This is a genomic window from Actinomyces sp. oral taxon 849 str. F0330 (assembly GCF_000239715.1).
GTDB classification, from domain to species: Bacteria; Actinomycetota; Actinomycetes; order Actinomycetales; family Actinomycetaceae; genus Actinomyces; species Actinomyces johnsonii.
The window spans coordinates 227,445-248,458 of the sequence record NZ_JH470350.1; the positions used below are offsets into that span (position 1 = coordinate 227,445).

The 21,014-nt window shown below is 68.0% G+C and carries 15 protein-coding genes; 7 read left to right on the forward strand and 8 right to left on the reverse strand.

Annotated features, from left to right (window positions below):
- Positions 1–359: 359 nt before the first annotated feature.
- Positions 360–1,730 carry an enterochelin esterase domain-containing protein gene (locus tag HMPREF0975_RS04900; protein WP_232212464.1) on the reverse strand — a complete coding sequence of 457 codons (1,371 nt, stop codon included), beginning with the start codon at positions 1,728–1,730 and terminating at the stop codon, positions 360–362.
- Positions 1,731–2,266: 536 nt separating this feature from the next.
- On the opposite strand from HMPREF0975_RS04900, the gene HMPREF0975_RS04905 reads away from it, so the two are divergent.
- From HMPREF0975_RS04905 to HMPREF0975_RS04930, 6 genes are all read left to right on the forward strand, one after another.
- A complete protein-coding gene (locus tag HMPREF0975_RS04905) occupies positions 2,267–3,418 on the forward strand; it encodes an ABC transporter substrate-binding protein (protein WP_009233037.1) in 1,152 nt (383 codons plus the stop codon).
- A 6-nt stretch (positions 3,419–3,424) separates the two neighbouring features.
- Positions 3,425–4,486: an ABC transporter permease gene (locus tag HMPREF0975_RS04910; protein ID WP_009233038.1), complete on the forward strand. Its 1,062-nt coding sequence runs from the start codon at positions 3,425–3,427 to the stop codon at positions 4,484–4,486.
- A 4-nt stretch (positions 4,487–4,490) separates the two neighbouring features.
- Positions 4,491–5,372 (forward strand): ABC transporter ATP-binding protein, encoded by an 882-nt coding sequence (locus HMPREF0975_RS04915; protein ID WP_009233039.1) that lies wholly within the window; start codon positions 4,491–4,493, stop codon positions 5,370–5,372.
- A gap of 306 nt (positions 5,373–5,678) precedes the next feature.
- On the forward strand, positions 5,679–8,240 hold the full coding sequence (locus HMPREF0975_RS04920) for a DEAD/DEAH box helicase (RefSeq protein ID WP_009233040.1): 2,562 nt from the start codon (positions 5,679–5,681) through the stop codon (positions 8,238–8,240).
- A 123-nt stretch (positions 8,241–8,363) separates the two neighbouring features.
- Positions 8,364–8,942, forward strand: a complete 579-nt coding sequence (locus HMPREF0975_RS04925) for a PadR family transcriptional regulator (RefSeq protein ID WP_009233041.1) — start codon at positions 8,364–8,366, stop codon at positions 8,940–8,942.
- Positions 8,943–9,001: 59 nt separating this feature from the next.
- Positions 9,002–9,859, forward strand: a complete 858-nt coding sequence (locus HMPREF0975_RS04930; RefSeq protein ID WP_156808184.1) for a CPBP family glutamic-type intramembrane protease — start codon at positions 9,002–9,004, stop codon at positions 9,857–9,859.
- A gap of 44 nt (positions 9,860–9,903) precedes the next feature.
- On the opposite strand, the gene HMPREF0975_RS04935 is transcribed toward HMPREF0975_RS04930, so the two are convergent.
- From HMPREF0975_RS04935 to HMPREF0975_RS04965, 7 genes are all read right to left on the reverse strand, one after another.
- Positions 9,904–10,638: a DUF4097 family beta strand repeat-containing protein gene (locus HMPREF0975_RS04935; protein ID WP_009233043.1), complete on the reverse strand. Its 735-nt coding sequence runs from the start codon at positions 10,636–10,638 to the stop codon at positions 9,904–9,906.
- A gap of 115 nt (positions 10,639–10,753) precedes the next feature.
- Positions 10,754–11,356, reverse strand: a complete 603-nt coding sequence (locus HMPREF0975_RS04940) for a CopG family transcriptional regulator (protein ID WP_009233044.1) — start codon at positions 11,354–11,356, stop codon at positions 10,754–10,756.
- Between the two features lie 90 nt (positions 11,357–11,446).
- Positions 11,447–13,165, reverse strand: a complete 1,719-nt coding sequence (locus HMPREF0975_RS04945; RefSeq protein ID WP_009233045.1) for a GTPase family protein — start codon at positions 13,163–13,165, stop codon at positions 11,447–11,449.
- Positions 13,162–14,955 carry a dynamin family protein gene (locus HMPREF0975_RS04950; RefSeq protein WP_009233046.1) on the reverse strand — a complete coding sequence of 598 codons (1,794 nt, stop codon included), beginning with the start codon at positions 14,953–14,955 and terminating at the stop codon, positions 13,162–13,164. Before HMPREF0975_RS04950 ends, HMPREF0975_RS04945 begins: the two co-directional genes overlap by 4 nt.
- Positions 14,952–16,361 (reverse strand): histidine--tRNA ligase, encoded by a 1,410-nt coding sequence (gene hisS, locus HMPREF0975_RS04955; protein ID WP_049939449.1) that lies wholly within the window; start codon positions 16,359–16,361, stop codon positions 14,952–14,954. The genes HMPREF0975_RS04950 and hisS overlap by 4 nt, the downstream gene beginning before the upstream one ends.
- Positions 16,362–16,434: 73 nt before the next feature.
- Positions 16,435–17,247, reverse strand: a complete 813-nt coding sequence (locus HMPREF0975_RS04960; protein ID WP_009233048.1) for an MBL fold metallo-hydrolase — start codon at positions 17,245–17,247, stop codon at positions 16,435–16,437.
- Positions 17,248–17,327: 80 nt separating this feature from the next.
- Positions 17,328–18,935 (reverse strand): ABC-F family ATP-binding cassette domain-containing protein, encoded by a 1,608-nt coding sequence (locus tag HMPREF0975_RS04965; RefSeq protein WP_009233049.1) that lies wholly within the window; start codon positions 18,933–18,935, stop codon positions 17,328–17,330.
- A gap of 294 nt (positions 18,936–19,229) precedes the next feature.
- Here HMPREF0975_RS04965 and HMPREF0975_RS04970 point away from each other — a divergent pair, with 294 nt between their 5' ends.
- Positions 19,230–20,894, forward strand: coding sequence for a DUF349 domain-containing protein (locus HMPREF0975_RS04970; RefSeq protein ID WP_021609023.1), 1,665 nt, complete (start codon positions 19,230–19,232; stop codon positions 20,892–20,894).
- Positions 20,895–21,014: the final 120 nt, after the last annotated feature.

Below are 21,014 nucleotides of genomic sequence, written 5' to 3' on the forward strand. Positions count from 1 at the left end.
GGAGCGAGATCAATCAGTTCCGGAATCACTGCGAAAACTCCTGCATTGGTAACGATAAATCGGGTAACGTGATCATGCTGTTGCCCAGGTTTCACTTCTGTCACGGTTTTATTGTGGAGAGGACTGGGGCCGTTCAACGCGTATTCCGCGTTGAACGGCCCCTGAGACGATCGGCCAGGGCTCCTCCTGCTCAGGCGTGTTGATCTGATCCGGGTGCAGGCCAGTCGGGCACGACGACGGACGCGCGCCAGCAGCGCTCCGACTCGCGTCAGAGGTCAGTGGCGCAATGACTGGCAGGCAAACGTTGGCGACGTTGTCTTGTTTTATAGACGAGTGAGACTGCGGTCACCTCGGCGCCGCTATCCACGTCCTGAGGAAAGGTCCTGCTCATGAGCGTCGAGCCCCCAGGACAGCCCGTGCCGCCACCAGGCGTAGTCGTGACCGCCGCGCTCCTCGCGATACTCGAGCAGAACCCCCTCGGCCGCGAGAAGACCCGCGGCCGTGCGCGCCCCCTGACGCAGGACCTCCTCGTGGACGCCGCATTGAATCACCAGTCGCGCCTCCAGCGGCTCAGCAGACTTCAGCTCGGCCCTACTGCGCAACCAGGAAAGCAGTTCCCCCTCCCCCTCGCCCCGGCGGCCTGACCCCAACCAGAAGGACGCCGACTGGACAATAGCGCGACTGGCGATATCGGGCCGGTGCGTGACGAGATCCGCTGCGGCCACGCCCCCCAGGGATTGACCGGCCACCACCACCCGCCGCGGGCTCCACGGCCGCCGGCCGACTCGAGCCGCCTGCAGGCACCTGCTCAGCAGCTCTCTGCTGCGGCGCGGATCCGCCAGGTCACGGGTGCGCATGGACAGGTCTCCGGAGTCGATGAGTAATAGGTCCCAGGACGCCGCCCTGGCGCCAAGACGGCGGACGACGTCGTTGCGGCGCCAGATCTCTCCGTCGAGCAGAACCAGCAGTCCGCGCTTCTTCTCGGCCTTTTCCCCGCGTTGTCCGCCGCCGACGGGCTCCTGCAGCCACAGGGTGATGCGTCGCGAAGAATCGCCGGGGGCGTCGAAGCCCTCGAGCGCAGCAACACCACTGAGCTCTGTACTGCCGGAGTACCCGCCGCCATTGAACGCCGAGTCGTCCCCGGGGCACGCCGCAGCCAACCATTCCGGGTGGGTGGCGGCGCCCGGTCCCTCCCACAGGGAGGAGACGAAGCCGAAACCATCGTGCAGGCGATCGGGATTGAAGGGATCTGGGCGCCCTTGCTCGTGAACATGCTTCCAGCTCTCCCGACGGGTCCCGGCGTCGTCGGGCAACGGCTCGCGGGTCACAACGATCCGGTATCCCAGGAGAGCGTCCTGAGGCAGGAGGAGGTGGTGCACCCACCAGCTGGTCCCGGCAACTCGGACGGCGAGCGCCGGGGCGATGTGAGTGCGATGGTTGTCGGTCAGCGTGTTGAGATGGATGAGAACGCTGGGCACGGGACCATGCCGCTGGTCGTCGCACCACAGGAAGGTCACCTCGCGCATCTCGACACCTGCAACGATACGGGACTCCCCCAGGACGGGGGTGCCGCGAGCCGCAGCGGCCGCCAGGGCGTCATCGTCGGGATGGGACGGCCACCATACCGGAGTCGAGCGAATCAGACTCCCATCCGGGCCCAGAGGGGTGGGGGCCAGCTCCCGCCACCGGGTCCGCTGCACCAGAACATCGTCAGGGCGGGTTCCGCTCACACCGGAGACCATATCGGACCCCCTCCGCCCCGCCCCCACGAGGCACAGACCGATCGAGACGGACCGCCTGGGAGGAGAAACGAACTTGCATTCTTCCGGCTGATATGGCGTAGGGTGGCGCTCATGACGCACATCGCTCTGACGACCACCACCGCCCCCGGCGCACAGGCGCTCGCGGTCATGTGTGGTACGCGAATGTGCTGTTGTTGTCAGCCTTGTTGATTGTTCGTCCAATGTGCCGCCCGGGAAACGCGGTGACTTCTCGGTAAGGGGCAACCACTTCGGAGCTGGCGGCGCGATGCGCAGTCGGGCCCCGCTTCCGGTCTCTCATTCTCGCGGGCCCTTGACGGGTTATGCGCGACCGTCCCTCAGAGTTCCGTGACCGGATGATCTGAAGACCGTGCGAGGATTCATCACCCTTTTTCGTCTTATTTGTCTTTCCCGCAGGTAATCGCCGCGTCGGCGGCCGAGTCTCGTCTCTCAACGACGCTGCTTTCACACCTATTCGGTTCTATATCCCCTCCGTAGGAGACACCATGTCGAAGACCGTTCCCTCTCCCTCCTCCGCCTCATCCCCGTCGGGTGCTGAGTCTCCCGGGGACAACGAGGTCACTGCCGATAACGCGGCGGAGATCCTCGCCGCCGATGACGATCCCAGCATCTCCGAGGCAGACTCATCTGGCCGCAGCAAGCCGTCGCGGCGGGCGCTGCTGACGGTTGGAGGTCTTGCGGCTGCTGCAGTGGTCGGCACCGGCGCGTACCTGACGATCCGGCGCACCAACCAAGGCGTGGTCGGCGCCCATGAAGCGCTGCCGCTGGTCATCGGCGGCGACATCTGCGCCGCACCGCTGTACGCCGCCTACCACCAGGGCTTCTTCGATGATGCCGGGCTGAAGGTCACACTCGCACGCACCCAGCAGACCGAGGACACCAAGGACGGCGTGGGCGCCGGCAAATACATCGGCGCACCGGGAATCTTCTTCTCCTGGCTGGAACCAATCTACAACGGGCTCAACGCCAAGCTCACTGCGGGTCTTCACGCCGGCTGCCTGCGTCTGGTGGTGAACAACGACTCCCCCTATCAGAGCCTGGCTGATCTCAAGGGCTCTACGATCGGCGTACCATCACTGTCCTCGTCCGCCTTCGCCTACTTCGCGATCGGACTGTCCGAGGCCGGTATCAACGTCGACCCGGACGGGGGCGACATCACCTGGCGCACGGTTGATGCGGATTCCTTGGGGACCGCTCTGGCAGACGGGCAGGTGGACGCCATCATGGGATCCGATCCCGCGCCGCTGCTCCCCGTCTTCAATGGCACAGCCCGAGAGCTGGCCAACAACGACGCCGAGGAGTTCTGCTGCTCCGTAGCCCTCAACGGAGACTTCGTGAAGAAACAGCCTGTAAGGGCCAAGGCGCTGACGCAGGCGTGGTTGAAAGGTTCGGCCTACGTGCCCGATCACATCGAGGAGATCGCCAAGCTCGAGGTCGACAACGACTACGTCGCCGCGGATCAGGACGTCGTCGTGCGGGTGCTCAAGACATACGGTTTCAAGGCCTCGGCGTCCAGGTTCCGTGCCGCAATCGAGCCCGGTATTGAGAAGTTCAAGACGACCGGATTCATCAAGGCCGACGTCTCCGCCCAGAGTCTGACCAACGCCGTCGTCGCCGATCTCGGTATCAAGGACTGATTGATAATGTCCGCAACGTCCCTCGGCGCACCAACCGAAATCTCCGACGAGAAACAGCGGGAACAGAGCTCCTCTCAGCCTGAGCGCGGCGTATCGAAACACGATCGCCCCGCCCCGGGTTCTCTTCTGAGCGCCATAGCACTGTTCTTGTGGCCGGCCTATTTGGCCATCGTCATCGGTGTTCCGGAGGCCGACCTGCTCCGCCGGGCATCGACCACTCCAGTCATTCTCCTTACCGGCGCATGGATCGTCGTTCTGATCGGGTGGACCGCGACCTCACGAATCAGGCCAGGCTCCTTTGCGGCGAAGTCGTTGACGCATTTCCTGCCTTGGATCACCGCCGCCGGCGCATGGTTCATCGTCTGGCAGCTGTCAACCTCGAAGCTCGGAATTCTCACGCCTCCGTACTTCGCCGCACCGGAGGTGCTCATCGCCTCTTTCGCGCACGACTGGAGGCTGCTACTCAGCTGTCTGGGAGCCTCGGCGCTGCTCTTCGCCATCGGGTACACCGTGGGGTCTCTGCTGGGCTTCCTCACAGGACTGCTCATGGGCTGGTCGAAACGCGCCGACTACTGGCTCCACCCGCTCCTCCAGACTGTCGGGCCCGTACCCGCGGCCTCGCTCCTGCCTCTGGCGCTGCTACTGCTTCCGACGACATACGCTTCAGCGGCCTTCATCGTCGGCTTCGGCGCCTGGTTCCCCATGGCGACCATGACCCGTGCAGGCGTGCGCTCCGTACGCCGCGACTACATCGACATGGCCCGCACACTGGGAGCCGACGAGTTCTTCCTCATCAGGCGGGTGGCCGTGCCATCGGCCCTGCCCGACATGCTCACCGGCTTGTTCACGGGCCTGGGCACATCACTCGCAGCGCTCATGACCGCCGAGCTGACCGGCGTCGACAAGGGGCTGGCCTGGTACATCAACTGGGTTAAGGGCTGGGCGGACTACCCCAGGATGTATGTGGGCCTCATCATTCTGGTGGCCTTCTGCCGCACCCTCATGGTCCTCCTGTTCAAGATCCGCTCCTCGCTGCTGGCATGGCAGCAGAACCTTGTGAGGTGGTGAACCGATGTCCGCCGGTTTTGCAACAGCCGAGGGCTCGCCACAGGCCGCGGCCCCGTCCGTCCCCCGCGGCGCGCAGGTGGCTCTCAAGGGCGTCACGCACCGCTATCCCCTGTCCCGCGACCTGGACCATGGCTGGCTCCACTTCCTGCTTCGCCGCCTGTCCCCCGCCGCCAGAGCGCGCCACGAGGCTGAGGCCGCGAAGCCCAATCAGCTCCCCGTGCTCGATGACATCGATCTGACGGTGGCGCCCGGAGAGTTCGTCTCACTGGTGGGTCCCTCCGGCTGCGGCAAGTCGACGATCCTGCGCCTGCTGGCCGGGCTAGAGGAACCTGTCGAGGGCGTCGTCGAAGTCGACTCCGACGCCGTGACCGGGCCGTCGCCGCTGCGCGCCCTGGCCTTCCAGGACGCCACACTCCTGCCCTGGAGGACGGTGCGCGACAATGTCGCCCTGGGCCCCGAGGCGAGACACCGACTGGAACAGGACCGGCGCCGGGTGGAGGCGGCCCTGCAGATCGTGGGACTGCGGGACTTCGCCGAGGCCTACCCCGCCACGCTCTCGGGGGGCATGGCCCAGCGGGCCTCGCTGGCGCGGGCATTGGTCAACCGGCCCCGGCTCTTCCTCCTGGACGAGCCCCTGGGCAAGCTCGACGCCCTGACCCGCCTCCAGCTCCAGGATGAGATCGCCAGGCTATGGGACTCCCAGCGCTTCACAGCCGTCCTGGTCACCCATGATGTCGATGAGGCACTGCGTCTGGCCGGTCGGGTGATCGTCTTATCCGAGCGGCCCGCGCATATCGTCGCCGACATCAAGGTGCCCCAGCACGATGAGTCGGCCGATGATTTCCGCGAGCTGCGCCGTCAGATCCTCGGCCTACTGGGGCGTTGAGAGTCTCACGAGACCGACCTCACCTGTGATCCAGCTCGTGGAGGGGGAAGGTGCCGCGATTCTCCCGTAGCCTGGGCCCAGGAGCGAACCGTTCCCTGTTGACCCCGTTCGGGTCTTGCTGCACCTGGTGTGCGGCAAGTGCTTCCCGTGAGTCTGTGCGTGTTAGCCCATGAGTCACCCGGCCATTTCCGGGTGCTGGGCGAGTGTGGTGGGCCAGGTACGGCAAAGAGTGGAGGACAAAGGGTCCTCCCCCACACTCCGCCGCGGTCCCCAGTTACTTCAAGGGGACAGATATGGGAAAACTTCATGACTACCTCCTCCAGCAGCACTGTGCCCGGCGCCTCCGACGACGCTCAGAGCAACGGGCCCCTGAGTCTTGACGCGCTCTTCTCCGCCGAGCTCTCCGGCGGCCGACCGGCCGACACAGCCGGCGGCGACGCCGTTGCCGCGCCTCACCACTCCGATGACGCGGCATCCTCCCCGGAGGACTTCGCCACCCCTGCATCCTCCGACTCCCCTGAAGACCCCGAGGACGTCGATCACGAGGACGAGGCCGACGACGTCGACCGGAACCTGCCCGAGGCGGACCCCGAGGACGAGGCCGACGACTCCGAGGAGGACGACGGCGTCGATATCGAAGAGGACGAGGTCGACGGCCATGCCCCCTTCATCGACTCCGACGTTGATTCCGATGACGGCCAGCGCGACAACGGCGAGAACGCCAAGACCCCGCGCGGCAAGGACAAGCGCGAGGTGGTAGGCGACCAGCAGGACGACGAGATCACCTTCGCCGACCTGGGTCTTCCCGGTGACCTGCTCAAGGCTGTCACCGATATGGGTTTCGTAACCCCCACCGCCATTCAGAAGGAGGCGATTCCGGTCCTGCTGGCCGGCCGTGACGTAGTCGGCGTCGCCCAGACCGGAACCGGCAAGACGGCAGCCTTCGGGCTGCCGCTCCTGGACGCCGTCGACTCCCGTGACGGCGTGGTCCAGGCCCTCGTACTGGCTCCCACCCGCGAGCTCGCCCTCCAGAGCGCCGAGGCCATCACCGACATGGCCTCCCGCTCCCGTGGGCTGGACGTGGTGGCCGTCTACGGCGGCGCCCCCTACGGTCCCCAGATCGGCGCGCTCAAGGGCGGGGCACAGGTTGTCGTCGGCACCCCCGGACGCGTCATCGACCTCATCGATAAGGGCGCACTCCAGCTTGACGACGTGCGCTACTTCGTCCTGGACGAGGCCGACGAGATGCTGCGCATGGGCTTCGCCGAGGACGTTGAGACGATTGCGGAGTCCCTTCCCACCGAGCGGCGCACCGCCCTGTTCTCGGCCACGATGCCTCCGGCCATCCAGGCCGTGGCCCGCCAGCACCTCCACGAGCCCGTCCAGGTCGAGGTCTCCAGGCCCGCCTCCACCGTCGCCACCGTCCACCAGACCTACGCGGTGGTTCCCTTCCGCCACAAGATCGGCGCCGTCTCCCGGGTCCTGGCCGTCACCGATGCCGAGGCTGCCATCGTGTTCGTGCGCACCAAGTCCACGGCCGAGGACGTCGCCATCGAGCTGGCGGGTCGGGGCATCCAGGCCGCCGCAATTTCCGGTGATGTGCCTCAGCGTGAGCGCGAGCGTCTGGTGGAGCGCCTTCGCGCTGGCACTCTCGACGTGCTCGTGGCCACCGACGTCGCCGCCCGCGGGCTGGACGTGGACCGTATCGGCCTGGTCGTCAACTTCGATGTGCCCCGCGAGGCCGAGGCCTATGTCCACCGCATCGGCCGCACGGGCCGCGCCGGTCGCCACGGCGAGGCCGTCACCTTCCTGACTCCCAAGGAGAAGGGCAAGCTCCGCCAGATCGAGCGCCTCACCGGCAGCCGGCTGGAGGAGATCACCCTGCCCTCCCCCGCTGATGTCTCCGAGCACCGGGCACGCAAGCTGCTGTCCAGGGCCGCCGCCCGGCACGAGCGCGGTCGCCTGGACATGTACCTGCCGCTGGTCAGCGACTCCGCCCGGGAGCTGGACATCGACGTCGAGGAGCTGGCAGCCACGCTTCTGGCCCTTGCCGTGGGCGACGAGGGACCGCGCAGGCGCGAGGACCGGGGCGGCGACCGCCCCCAGCGCGCACGTCGCGAGGAGAACCTCGACTCCGAGGGAACCTTCCTGTCGGCCTCTTTCGAGGGCGGGCGCGAGAAGAACCGTCGCGGTGATCGTGGGGACCGGGGCGAGGGGCGTCGTTCAGCCATGCGTTCCGGGCGCCGCGAGCACGAGGGTCCAGGAACCGTCTACCGCATCGAAGTGGGCCACCGAGACCGGGTCCTTCCCGGCGCAATCGTCGGCGCCCTGGCCAACGAGGGCGGCATCGAGGGCTCTGATATCGGCAAGATCGACATCCTTCAGTCCTTCTCACTCGTCACCATCTACGCCGATCTGAGCCCCGAGCAGCTGTCCGTCATGGGCAGGGCGACGTTCTCAGGCCGTGAGCTGCGCATCCGTCCGGATGAGGGGCCGGGCCACGGTTGGTCCGGTCCCAACGGTGGGGAGCGTCGTCCCAAGCGGCGCGACTGGGACGACCGTGGTGAGCGCGGCGAGCGCAGAGACCGTTCCGAGCGCGGCTTCCGGCCGCGCCGTGATGACGGTGAGCGTGGCTGGAAGGACCGTGACGGGCACGGCGGCAGGGGTGGTTACGACCGCTCGGACCGCGGGGACCACCGCGACAACCGCCGGTGGGACGAGCGCCGGGGCGGCCGTGGCTACGGCCGCGATGGCTACCGGGGTGACCGAGGCAGTGACCGTGGAAACGGCCGAGGCTATGGCGAGCGCAACCAGAACCGCTTCGGCGGCAACCGGGGCGGCTTCCGTGGGGGGCGCGGCGACCGCTGAGTCCCCGGCGGCTCACTGACACGATGGGTGGGGCGGCAACATACGTTGCCGCCCCACCCATCATTGCAGCAGGTCACGCGAGGCGATCGGCGCTGCGGGATCGTCTTCGCATACTGTGAGCACATGAGACTCAGACACGCCATCCTTGGGCTGCTGTCCCGACAACCGCAGAGCGGCTATGACCTCAACCGAGCTTTCAACAGCTCGGTCGTTTACTTCTGGTACGCCGACCAGTCCCAGATCTACCGCACCCTCGACCGCCTTGAGGCTGACGGCGCAATATCGACGCGAGTCATCCCTCAGAGCGGCCGACCGGATCGGCGGGTGCACAGCCTGACGGAGTCGGGACGCGCCGAGCTCGATGCCTGGCTGTTGAGCCCACTCGAGCCCAATACGGTTAAAGATCCCCTGCTGGCACGCATCTTCTTCGCCGCTCGACTGGGTCACGAGAGAGTCGATGCGCTCCTGTCCGAGGCCGAGAAGAGGTTCCGCCGGGAGCTGGAGGAACTGGAGGCGATCGACATCGACGTGGTGGATCTCGACACCGCCATGAAGGCCGCAGTCCTTCGCTGCGGGATCAACGGCACAAAGGCCCAGCTGGAGTGGGTCGCCCAAACCCGGTGCGCCATCGCCGCGGATGTCGGCGATACACAGTCGGGAACAGCTGAGGGGACTGAGACCGCTGATGAGGACGGTCACTGAGGAGACGTATCAACGCCATATGGTTGCGTAGTCCAATACTCGTATTGCATCATATGAGTATGACTGATGCACCTCCATCCGGCGGCGCACCCGCCGCGAGCTCCTTGACCCGTCTCGTCGTTTTCAGTGTCGTCGCCCTCGGCTCCGGCTGGATCGGGCTCCTCGTCGACGACGCCCTGGGCACCGCCCACTCCCTGCAGGAACAGGGGTCTCTCGTATGGATCATGACGCCGCTGCTGGTAGGTGCGGTCCTGGCTCTGAGCGACCCGTCACTGCGCCGCTCCTACGCCGTCTCGTGGCTGCCGGGCAGGCTGCGGGCCTACGGGGTGGCGATCGGCGTCTTCCCGCTGTCCTTCGCCGCTGCCATCGCCGTCGGCTGGGCGGCGGGGGTGCTCAGCCTCGGCGGGCTGGGGGCCTTCGGGAGCGCCGTCGCCGTGAACGTCCTACCGACCGTGCTCAAAAACGTCGCAGAGGAGGGGGCTTGGCGCGGCTACCTCACTCCCGCGCTCCTGCGTCGGCGGCTGCCCGACCCTGCAGTCTGGCTCGTCGTCGGAGTCGTGTGGGGCGTGTGGCACCTGCCCTACTACCTGTGGTTCCTGGACGAGTCGCTCCTCCGCTCGGTCTTAGACGTCCCTCCGCTCACCTACGCCCTCATCGCAGTTCCCGTCACGATCTGCTGGGCCCCCTTGTTCACCGAGCTTCGGATCCTCAGTGGCAGTATTTGGCCGGGCCTCATCGCGCACTCGATCGCGAACCTCAGCCAGATCCCCGTCAGTTTGGGCGGACTGCCGATCACGCCGGGCTGGGGACTGCTGGTCTCCCCGGTGGTGGGCATCATTCCGAACGCCATCGTCCTGGCGGCGGGCTTGGGGCTGTGGGCCCGGCGCACCGGCCGGCTCCGCCGTCGGCCTCGGTGATCCGCTCGAGCGCTGGACGGGGACCGGATCAGCGTTCACACCTTTCAGGCTCGACGAACCCGGACGGTCCCCATCTGGGCGCGAGCACGCAGCTCGAGGCGTCGCTCGAGGGTATCGGGGTGGTCCTGGCGAGGCAGATCGGTCGTCGCCTGACCGAACTCAGAACGGCAGTCGGCCAGGACCGCGGTGCCCTGGGGGACTCCCACCGACACGGTTCCCAGCTGACTGGACAGGTCCAGGAATCCTTCATACGCCTCGATGACCTTGACCGAGCCGGCCTCCGTATGGGCCGAGACTGTGCCGGTGGTCGACCGGATGCGCACCGAGCCCGCCTGGGCCCGCACGCTGCCTTCATGGAGGGACCCGATGATGATGGAGCCGGCGTCGGCGTGGACCTGGGCGCTCTTGCAGTCACCCAGTCGGATCGATCCCGCTGAGGCGTGCACCTGCACCTGGTCCCAAGGGTGTTCGGCGTTGATCGAGCCGGCGTCGATCCGGGCGTCGAGGCGCGCGCCTTCCGGCACCGTCACCCGTAACCGAGAGCCTTTCGGGCCCCATGGCCAGAGTCCCACGAATCGATCGCGCCCCACGAGCGCGATCTGCCGGATGGTCACGATCGCACCGTCGGCAGTGACGTCCAGGAGGGGCTCGAGAAACTCGTCGGCCTCAACGGTGATCGTGCGCCCCGTTCCGGGAGCGGTCACCACACTCAGGGAAGACAGGTCCAGGACGAGTCCGGGCTGAGTGTTCTCGGGAAGATCGAAGGTCCAGATCGGCATGGGTGGTCTCCTCAGGCTCGGTTGGGGTCAATGGGCCGCACTGAGATGGAGGCGGCGGCAGACGGGTGAGTGGACTCGGGGCGGATCGATAACGTGGCGACGCGGGCGGTGCGGCTCAGCCGAACCACCCCCTGAGCGTCCAGCCCGAGACCCGCCGCCCTTCTGGATCGACGGGTCGACCGAAGGGGCCTTCCGCGCCATCGCAGTTGTTCGCAGTACCGGAGGTTTCGTGTCCAGCGGCTCGGACGTCCGATGGCGACGTCTCTGCTGCCAGCGAGCGCCGGGCCGCCTCCACGAGCCAGGCGTTGACCGAGCGCCCCTGAGCTCGAGCCGCGGCATCGACCTGCCGCTTGAGGGACTCGGGCAGACGCAGCGTCGTACGAATCTCCGGTCCCTCCTGCACGTCCTCGGGTACCGGAGTTCCGGCTGGACGATCCGACGTCTGCGGGTAATCCGGACCCGGCTCGGAGGACGTCGAGGCCTGAGTCACCAGGAGGTGAGGCGTCGAGCCGTCCATGACGACGGCCACGTGCGCATCGTCGAGCTCACTGTTGAGCTCGTCGGCGATATCCGTGAGCATCTGCAGGGCCACGAGCCGTAGAGCCGGGTCGAACGCGGCGGTAAGAGAACGAGCGACCTCCTGGGTGCGCTCATCGCCCAGGGACGAGGTCTCCATGAGAGTCCGGCGCAAGGTGTCTATGTAGGCATCCATATGCATGACACCACTTTGACATCATTAATCGATTCCGTCTAGTCACTATGACACCATCATGGCATTGAATGCGGGATCTGATAACGCAGAATGATGTCAACTGATGTCGGTCGAAGTGATTCGGTTCAGAATCTGCGCGAGCTGCGCCCACCGGCACGTCTCGGTCCTGAGCGGCTCGACGAGCTCGGTGTCAACGACCTCATCGGTAGCCCGGCGCAGGCGGTGAGCGATCTGCTTGCCGTGATGCCCGGCTTGGACACGGGCCAGGAACGAGCCCAGACCGGCCAGCGCCAGACCGATCAGCAGGCTGCCGAGCAGGAGGATAGTGGGCCAGGGAACTCTTCCCCAGCGGGGGACGTCGATGCTGATGAGGAGGAGATAGTCCTCCAGTACGTGGATCACCACCAGCCACAGCCCACCGATCAGCGCGGTCAGTGCGGTCACCCACTGCAGCAGGTTGGCCACGGCCCACCAGGCCGGGCGCTTCCATGCTCCGTAATCCACCGCCGACACCGCCAGGTCCAAGGGGGCGGCGAGGTTCTCGGCGCGCTCGTCGCTGCGGAGGACGGCCTGCGCCGCCAGGTCTCCCGGCAGCCCGGAACAGGCCGTCAGGGCGTAGACGTGGGCGGTGTTGCGCAGGTTTCCGGTTGCCGCGGGGCCAGCAGGCGGAAGAGAGCCGAGGTCCGGCACACCCCGCCCTTGACCGGAGTCAGGATCGTCGGCGCCTTCGGACGCCGGGGAGGACGGGTGCCCGATTCCAAGGTGGAGTGCCCGCAACGGGTCGCGTCGCAGGTGCTCGATCCACCGCAGCCAGAACCAGCCCACCCGGGTGTGCGCCCGGTGCCGGTCGGATTCTTCCACAGCCCGCGCGACGAGGTCGACGCCGGCCACACTCGCAGCCGCCCGTCTGAGAGCGGTCAGGGACTGTTGATCCTGCCGATCTTGTCGAGTTCGGCCCCCTTCAGGTGGCCTCTCGCCGACAGTTGGAAGGGCCGAGTACATCAGCCCCGTCCGGTCCGCCAGCTCCCTGGCGGCCCGCTGGGCATGGGCGGCAAGACTACGGGCACTGGCCAGACGATCGGAGGCCACCTGGGCCACGGTGCGCGCCAGAGTCTCAACGCCCTCGCCGGTGCGGGCGCTGACGGGCACGACCGAAGCGCTTCCCAGCCCCTCGCGTTCAAGGATCCGTCTCAGATCCGTCACCACGGCGTCACGGCTGTCCGCATCGAGCCGGTCCACCTGGTTGAGGGCGACGACCATGACCTCGGCATGCGCAGCCATGGGGATGAGGAAGTCGCGATGGACGACGCCATCGGCGTACTTCTCAGGATCGAGGACCCACACCAGAACGTCGACCTTACCCGCCATGCGCTCCGCGATGGCTCGGTGCGAGGGCTCGTCGGAGTCGATATCGGGCAGGTCGACCAGCACGGTGGCCTCGCCCGGCGCCCAGCTTCCATCGACGCGCACCCGCTGGTCGATGGCGAGCCAGTCCAGCAGCTCTGTTGCCCCCGCGGCGGTGTCCGGCACGACGGCGATGGGCCGGGTGGTGGTCGGGCGAATGCGAGCGGTGCGGGTCACCTCGGTACCGGTCAGGGCATTGGTGAGGCTGGACTTGCCCGATCCGGTAGCGCCCAGAAGAGCCGCCACTGTGGTCTCCGGCGCGAGGCGCCTGCGGTGGGAGGTCTGTGCGAGGACGTCTCGGGCCCGGACGAGCTCGGCATGCATGCCGAGCTGCTCGCCCAGGCCGACGGCCTGCTCCAGCCCCTCGAGGATGGCAGTAAGACCGGGGGCGTCGGCATGGTCGGTCGTCACCGAGTCCTCCTCCTGGCGGGCCGACGGCTGGGGACGGCCGTGGCGCGCAGGGCGCTCGCATCCTTCTGACAGGTCTGGAGCTGCTCTCGCAACGTATCCGCACTGGGCGCCGGTACCGGAAGGGCGCCTGTGAAGCACTTCGCCTGGTTGGCGAACAAAGCGGTGGCGCGCTTGGTGAGGTCCTCTCGGGCTCTCCTGGTCATACCGCGCATCGCCTGATCTCCGAAGACGGCCTCCAGGACGCGTTGGGCCAGAATGGCGGTACCTCCTGCGATGCCCACCTCTCCCCCGGTCAGACCGCCGGTATGAGCGAAGACGAGGATCATGAGGACGACGCCGGCGCCGTTGACCCCCAAGGACAGCAGCCTGGCGGTGAGCCGCTTGTCGGCCCCCTCCGTCCGGATGAGCGTGAGCACCTCTCGTTGCCAGTCGTGGACGAGAGCCGCGGCGATGACCTCGAGTCCGGTCTGGGTGGGCACCTCCGCCAGAGCACGGTTGAGGGCCTGCTGGGATGTGCCAGCGCGTCGCCAGGAGCGTTCCGTGGCCAGGCAGGCCCGTTGGGACTCGGCGACGAGGAGCTCGACCAGGGAGGAGCCGATGGCCTGCTCGACGCGCTTGGCCGGCGCCGGGCGTCCCCTTAGAAGAGAGGTGATGCGGTCTCGTACCCGGCTGACCTGGACCTCCAAGGACCGGAAGAGGTCACCGGTTCCCACGAACTCCTGCCAGCGGGCCAGCACCTCGCCGTGCAGCATGGAGCCGTCCTCGGTGGCCTCGATGACGCGCTCCAGTGCTTCGTCGTGCTCGGAGGTGGCGGCGCGGCGGAGCTCGGCGTACTCGGCCTCCTGGGAGTCCAACTCGACGGCGAGCAGTTCGCTCTGCGCCAGAACGGCATCAATGGCGCCGGTCAGGCTGCGGTGGGCGATGTCCTGGCGGGCCGCCGCGTCGGAGGCCAACGCTCCCAGCCATTGGCGCACCGGGGAGACGCAGGACTCGGGCAGGAATCCGTCGTCGTCCAGAGGCGTTTCCGGGATGGCGAAGACGGGGGCCTCCCCCAGCCCCGAGGCCGCGAGCCGGCGCCGCAGGTCGGCCTCCACCTCACTCTCCGCACCGGCCGGCACCCGGTCCAGGACGATGGCGGTCGTGATGTGTCGCTGCGCCGCGGCACGCAGGTGCTCCCAGGGGATGGCGTCGGCGTAGCGCGCCGCCGTGGTGACGAAGATCCACAGGTCTGCGCCCGCCAGGAGAGTGGCGGCCAGGTCCCGGTTGTCTTCGACCACGGAGTCGACGTCGGGAGCGTCCACGATCGCCAGTCCCTCGGGCAGCTCCTGGCAGGAGCGCAGCTCGAGTTCCCTTGGTGTGTGGTCGGTGGGCGGGCTCGCGGGGGCGTCGGGGTCCACGCGCAGGCGCGACAGGGACCCCAGGACCCGGTCGGTGTCGAACCAGGCGGCGTCCGTCGGCGCGTGCAGCAGCAGGGGGCGGCGCGTGGTGGGGCGGATTGCAGATACCCTGGCCACGTGCCGGCGCACGAGCGAGGAGACGAGGGTCGACTTGCCCGCTCCGGTGGAGCCTCCGACGACGACCAGCAGCGGCGCGTCCAGGCTGGCCAGGCGCGGCAGGATGTAGTCGCCGAGCTGGTCGCGGGTGAGCGTGGCCCTGTCCGAGGCGGCTGCCGTTCCCTGCAGGACGTAGGGCATGGACAAGGCGGCCAGGCTGTCTCGCAACGCGGACAGCGCTCTGGTCGTCTCCTGGACCTTCTGGGTGCTGCTGGACTCGGCCCGGCTCCCGGTCATGAGGCTGAGTCGGCTCCGCTGAGGCGAGCCGTGATCCGTGGAGCGGCGTCGTCGCCCGGCGGCTGCCAGATGGCGGCGTCGGCTTCGACTTGTTCGCCGGAGCGGATGTCCTTGACCGAGTCGGGCCCGCCGTCGGCCCCCGGGAACCACACGAAGGGGATGGAGCGCTTGTCGGCGGCCTTGATCTGCTTGCCGAACTTGGCGGCGCTGGGGGCGACGTCGGCGCTGATGCCGCGGGCTCGCAGCGTGTCGGCTATCGCGTCGGAGGCGGAGCGGTGGGCCTCGTCGGTGACTGCCACGAGGACCACCGTGGGCACGGGGCGGCTGACCTCCACGAGTCCCTCGCCGATGACGCGGGCCAGGAGCCGCGACAGGCCGATCGAGATGCCCACGCCGGGGAAGGTGCGTTTGCCGTTGGTGGCCAGGGAGTCGTAGCGGCCGCCGGAGCACACCGAGCCGAGGTCCTCGTGGCCGGACATGAAGGATTCGTAGACGGTGCCGGTGTAGTAGTCCAGCCCGCGGGCGATCTTGAGGTCGGCGATGACGGCGCCGGGGCGGCGCCGACCGGCGACCTCCAGCAGGGCGGTCAGCTCGGTCAGGCCCTCCTCCAGGAGACCGGTGGGCTCGGCCCCGCCCAATGCTCGCAGAACCTGGTCGGAGACGTCCTGTCCGTCGGTTCCGGTGATGGCGGCGAGCCCAAGGGCCTGTGCCGCCTGCTGCGCGCTCGCGCCAACGCTCAGGGTGAGTTCGGCCGCCACCTTCTCCGGCCCGATCTTGTCGAGCTTGTCGACGACGCGCAGGACCTCGATGAGCAGGTCGGAGCCGATGCCGATGGACTGGTAGAAGCCTTGGGCCACCTTGCGGTTGGAGACGTGGATGGTGACCGGTGGGATCGGCAGGGCGCTGAGCGCCTCGTGCATGATGAGGGGGACCTCGACGTCGTGGTAGAGCGGCAGGGAGCCGTCGCCGACGATATCGATGTCGGCCTGGATGAACTCGCGGAAACGCCCCTCCTGGGGACGCTCTCCGCGCCAGACCTTCTGAATCTGGTAGCGCTTGAAGGGGAAGGCGAGCAGCCCGGCGTTGTCGACGACGTAGCGGGCGAAAGGGACGGTCAGGTCGAAGTGAAGGCCCAGCTGCTTGCGCGGGTCCGTATCGGCCTCGGACTCGCCGGGGTCGGCCTGCAGGCGGTTGAGGAGGTAGACCTCCTTGGAGGTCTCGCCCTTCTTCGTGAGCTCGACCAGCGGCTCGACGGCGCGGGTCTCGATACCGCTGAATCCGTGGAGCTCGAAGGTGCGGCGCAGGATGTCGACGAAGTGCTGCTCGACGATGCGGCCCGCGGGGAGCCACTCGGGAAAGCCGGACAGTGAGGAGAGAGCTTGTCGTGCCTGTGCCATGGACCGCATTGTGTCATGACGGGCGGCGCGGCGAGGCACCGTCCGCCCCCGGGGAAGCCGAGGCGATGCCGGTCGCACCTTGTCAGGCCTTGAGGTCTCCCCCGCGGATCTTGGCCTCGGCGAGGTAGGGATTGCCGTGGTGCTCGTGCTCCATGGTGGTCACCGCACCGTGCCCGGGCAGCAGGATCGTGGCCGGGTCGATGGCGGTGGCCAGGAACCGCAGGGTTGCGAGCATCTGTACCTGGTCTCCGCCGGGTAGGTCGGTACGACCCACGGATCCCTTGAAGATGACGTCACCATCGAGGGCCATGAGGTAGGCGTGCTCCTCGACGGCGCAGGGGTCGTCCTCGATGACCTCGGCCTCGTAGAGCAGGGCGTTGTCGACCAGCCGGGCCTCGAAGAAGAACAGGGTGGAGCCCTCCGAGTGGCCCGGTGCGGGGACCGCCCGCAGGGCGATGCCGGGGACGAGCTCGACGGCGCGGGAGAAACCGTCTCCGGGGAAGAGGCGGATGTCCGCCGGCTGCCTCCACGGGGTGCCGGCCATGTCGGTGAAGGTCATGCCGTTGGCGCTGATGCCGGTGGTGATGTCGGGCTCCTCGAGCCGGTACCGGTCAGGCTCGGGAATGTAGACCGGCACGTCGACGGTGTCGTCGCTGGCGAGCAGCCCCTCGCTGTGGGCGGCCTCAATGAGGGCCTGGGTGTCCCACACGTGGTCGGCGTGACCATGGGTGAGCAGGATCGCGCCCAGGGTGAGGCGGTTGGATCGCAGAAGGGCCAGAGCTCCGCGAACGGAACCGGCTCCCGGATCGACGACGAGGGCGGGCTCACCCGGGCCCGCGGCCAGCACGTAGCAGTTGGCTGCGAACACAGGTGCGATGGTGCGCTCCAAGATCATGCCCCCAGCCTACTTGGGCCGCCTGGGAACAGTGTCAATACGGGTAAAAGAGCTGCTCAGGTTCACAGGACCCGGCTGGCTCACCGAAGGTGAAGCCGCCGCCCCCACCAGTGCTCAATGAGCCAGCGGTCGTGGCTGGCGACGATGAGCGTGCCCGTCCATGTCCTCAGAGCGGCCTCGAGCATCTCGAGGGCGTCCAGGTCCAGGTAGTTCGTGGGCTCGTCGACGACAAGCACCTCAGGCCCAGCAGCAGCGGCCAGGGCCAGCTGAACGCGGCGCTGGTTGCCGTCGGAGAGCTCGCTAATGGGATGGTTCCACAGGCGCGGGTGCAGAGCTCCCCGGCCACGGTCCCCGATCCCCTTGGTCCACACGTTCTTATCCACCCCAGGGTCGCCGAGATTCGGCAGGTGCTGGGGTATCCGGAGCACCGAACCGGATACCGTGAGGCTGCCGACGGAGTCCTCCGTGGGTGCTGACCGCCTACCCATCCAGGTCAGAAGCGTGGACTTGCCGCTCCCATTGGCGCCGGTGACCAGCAGGTGCTCGCCTGCCATGACGTCGACCGTGACCGGTGCAAGGCGCCCGGGTACGGCGGCTGACCGGGCCGAGACCGCTATCCCTGTTCGCGGCGCCGGTTCAGTCAGACGCAGCTGCAGGTCGTAGGAGCGGGGCCTGCGCACCTCGGTACTGGCGAGCGCCTCCAGCCGGCGGTCGTCCTGCGTCTGGCGCCGGGTGGAGACGCGCTGGGCGCGGTCGGCGTAGAACTTCCGGGCTATGCGGGCCTCGGTCCGGGGCGCTGCCCCGCTGTGCCCAACGATCTCGGAGGCGCGACGGTGACGCGCGAGCTTGCGCCGCTGCTCCTGCTGACGCTGGTGAAGACTGTGGTGGGACGACCTGGCGTGCGCCTTCTCCACGAGGTAGTCGCTGTATCGCCCCGTGCACCGGTAGGCACCCATGGGGCCGCTGTCCCCGGAGGCGGTGGCGAGTGCCTGCCACGGCGCTGTGTCAAGGTCGACGACGGCGGTGGCCACCTCGTCGATGAAGGCACGATCGTGAGAGGAGAACAGGACCGGTCCGGGCCATGACGCCATCATCTCGCTCAGGTAGCTACTGCTACCGGCATCCAGGTGGTTGGTGGGCTCGTCGAGCACCAGCGCCTGACCGGCTGAAAGAAGCAGAGCGGCGATCTCCAGCCTCCCCCGTTGCCCCGGCGACAGGGAGGAGATAAGGCGGCCTGTATCCACGCGCCCCAGTCCCAGCCCGGCGAGCGCCTCAGCCCGTCGAGCCGGCAGGTTCCAGGCGTCGAGCGACTCAAGCCGGGTCAGTAACGAGTCGTATTCCTCAGCGAGGGAGCCGGCTTCAGCTCCGGCCTGGGCAATGGCCTCGCCCATGCGCTCGAAACGATCAAGCGCGTCCAGGGTCTCAGCGCAGACGGCGTCGAGGTAGCCCTCGATCGACGTTGCATCCGCCGAGTCGGTCGCCGGCGGGCCATGATGCTCGGGAATGCTGACAGCCCCGTGGTCAGGGGACAGCTCACCGGTGGCCAGGCGCAGGAGCGTGGACTTCCCCGATCCGTTGGGGCCGACGACGCAGACGCGTTCGTCGTCGGAGACCGTAAGGTTGATGCTCTCCAGCAAGGGGGCGGAGGTGTAGGAGAAGCTGACATGGGAGAAACTGATCGCAGGCATGACTCGTCCTTGGCATGAGGCGGTGGGGGCACAGGGGCGAGTCACGCGAGCATGGTCACATGCTAACAGCGCCAGCCGTCGACAAGGCCTGGGGAACCGACACCGGCCCGCTCGTGAGGGACATCGGCGGTCAACGAATCAACTGAAATCATTGGGGCCGGGGATGGTGGTTGCCGCCCGCAGGAACGTAGACTCTCGGCACGGCCGTCCTCCGACGGCACGTCACCACCACCCGGCTTGAGAGCCGGGCGCGAACGGAACGGAGCGGTCATGCCGCTCCCTCCCCGTCAACCCATGAAGGAGCATCCCGTGACTGAGCGGAACCAGCCCGACAACCGGCCTGACGACCAGCCCAAGGCTGAGCAGGCTGACCGGCCGACCGACCTGAACGAGTCGGCAGCGCCCATCCCGGCGGAGCAGGCATCTGAAGCCGGCTCCGCCCCCGCCACCGACGTAGCGGCCGACGTCGCCGCCCCGAAGGAGTCCGAGCCCAGCGAGCCTTCGGACCGGCCCACCGAGGAGTCCGCGCAGGCCGTCTCTGACGAGTCGGTCTCTTCGGCTTCCGAGGATCCCGCGCCGACCGAGCAGCCTGCCGAGGAGACTCAGAGGCCCGAGACCGAGACCTCGCAGGAGGGGGCCACACCGACCCCGGCCGAGGTCCCCGCCCCGGCCGTGGCTCCCGCAGTGCCCGCAGAGCCCGCCGTCGACCCGCAGGAGGCTATGGATGCCGCCAAGTGGGGGCGCGTGGACGGCGAGGGCCGGGTCTACGTCCAGGACGGCGGGACCGAGCGCGAGGTCGGTCAGTTCCCCGACGCTCCGATCGCCGAAGCCATGGCCTTCTATGTGCGCCGCTACTTGGACCTCAAGGCGACCATCGACCTGTTCGCCACCCGTTTGCCCCAGTTGAGCGTCCGTGAGATCGATACGACCCTGTCATCCATCTCCGAGTCCCTCACCGAACCCGCCGCCGTCGGCGATCTGGAAGGGCTGCGGGCCCGCTTCGCGGCCCTGAAGACCGTGGCCGCCGAGCGTCGCGAAGCCGTGGCCGCCGAGCGCGCCGCCGCCAAGGAGCAGGCGCTCAAGGAGCGCACCGCGATCGTCGAGCGGGCCGAGGCCATCGCCGAGCAGGATCCGGCCCGCACGCAGTGGAAGAACTCCGGCACCGAGCTGCGCGAGCTGCTCGAGTCCTGGAAGTCGGCGCAGCGGCGCGGTCCGCGCCTGGACCGCCCCACCGAGGACGGGCTGTGGAAGCGCTTCTCCCACGCCCGCACCACCTTCGACCGTCACCGCCGCCAGTTCTTCAGCGAGCTGGACGCCAAGCAGGCGCAGGTGCGCGCGGCCAAGGAGGCGCTCATCAAGCGCGCCGAGGAGATGCAGAACTCAACCGACTGGGCCGGCACCTCCGCGAAGTACCGTGATCTGCTGGCCGAGTGGAAGAAGGCCGGACGCGCTTCCCGCAAGGAGGACGACGCCCTGTGGGCCCGCTTCCGGGCCGCGCAGCAGGTCTTCTACGACGCCCGCCGTGCCAAGGACGAGGCCGTCGACGCCGAGTTCGCCGAGAATCTCAAGGTCAAGGAGGCGCTGGTGGCCAAGGCCGAGGCGCTCCTGCCGATCAAGGATGTCAAGGCCGCTAAGAAGGCGCTGCGTCCCATTCAGGACGCCTGGGAGGAGGCCGGTCGGGTCCCGCGCGGAGCCGTGCGCCGTATCGAGGGCCGTATGCGCGCCGTCGAAGACGCCATTCGCGAGGCGGAGAACGCCGAGTGGCGTCGTACCGACCCGGAGACCAAGGCCCGTGCCGAGGGCCTTGCCGGCCAGCTCCAGGACGCGATCGCGGGCCTGGAGAAGGATTTGGCTGCTGCCCGGGCTGCAGGCGATGCCAAGAAGATCGCCGAGACCGAGGCCGCGTTGACGGCCCGCCGTGCTTGGCTCGAGCAGGTGCTGCGCTCGGCCAAGGCGTGACCCGAGCACGTTCGGCTCAGTTCTGAGACCTAAAGAGCGCCTGAGGCGGGGCCGACACCAACCACCCACTGGTGTCGGCCCCGCCTCGTATCTCGTCCTGGCGTCCCTCGTCGGGAGATC

Bases quoted from the DNA above. Each gene is read 5' to 3' on its own strand.
- HMPREF0975_RS04905 (WP_009233037.1), top strand. From the start codon at position 2,267: ATGTCGAAGACCGTTCCCTCTCCCTCCTCCGCCTCATCCCCGTCGGGT.
- HMPREF0975_RS04910 (WP_009233038.1), top strand. From the start codon at position 3,425: ATGTCCGCAACGTCCCTCGGCGCACCAACCGAAATCTCCGACGAGAAA.
- HMPREF0975_RS04915 (WP_009233039.1), top strand. From the start codon at position 4,491: ATGTCCGCCGGTTTTGCAACAGCCGAGGGCTCGCCACAGGCCGCGGCC.
- HMPREF0975_RS04920 (WP_009233040.1), top strand. From the start codon at position 5,679: ATGACTACCTCCTCCAGCAGCACTGTGCCCGGCGCCTCCGACGACGCT.
- HMPREF0975_RS04925 (WP_009233041.1), top strand. From the start codon at position 8,364: ATGAGACTCAGACACGCCATCCTTGGGCTGCTGTCCCGACAACCGCAG.
- HMPREF0975_RS04930 (WP_156808184.1), top strand. From the start codon at position 9,002: ATGACTGATGCACCTCCATCCGGCGGCGCACCCGCCGCGAGCTCCTTG.
- HMPREF0975_RS04935 (WP_009233043.1), bottom strand. From the start codon at position 10,638: ATGCCGATCTGGACCTTCGATCTTCCCGAGAACACTCAGCCCGGACTC.
- HMPREF0975_RS04940 (WP_009233044.1), bottom strand. From the start codon at position 11,356: ATGCATATGGATGCCTACATAGACACCTTGCGCCGGACTCTCATGGAG.
- HMPREF0975_RS04950 (WP_009233046.1), bottom strand. From the start codon at position 14,955: ATGACCGGGAGCCGGGCCGAGTCCAGCAGCACCCAGAAGGTCCAGGAG.
- hisS (WP_049939449.1), bottom strand. From the start codon at position 16,361: ATGCGGTCCATGGCACAGGCACGACAAGCTCTCTCCTCACTGTCCGGC.
- HMPREF0975_RS04960 (WP_009233048.1), bottom strand. From the start codon at position 17,247: ATGATCTTGGAGCGCACCATCGCACCTGTGTTCGCAGCCAACTGCTAC.
- HMPREF0975_RS04965 (WP_009233049.1), bottom strand. From the start codon at position 18,935: ATGCCTGCGATCAGTTTCTCCCATGTCAGCTTCTCCTACACCTCCGCC.
- HMPREF0975_RS04970 (WP_021609023.1), top strand. From the start codon at position 19,230: ATGAAGGAGCATCCCGTGACTGAGCGGAACCAGCCCGACAACCGGCCT.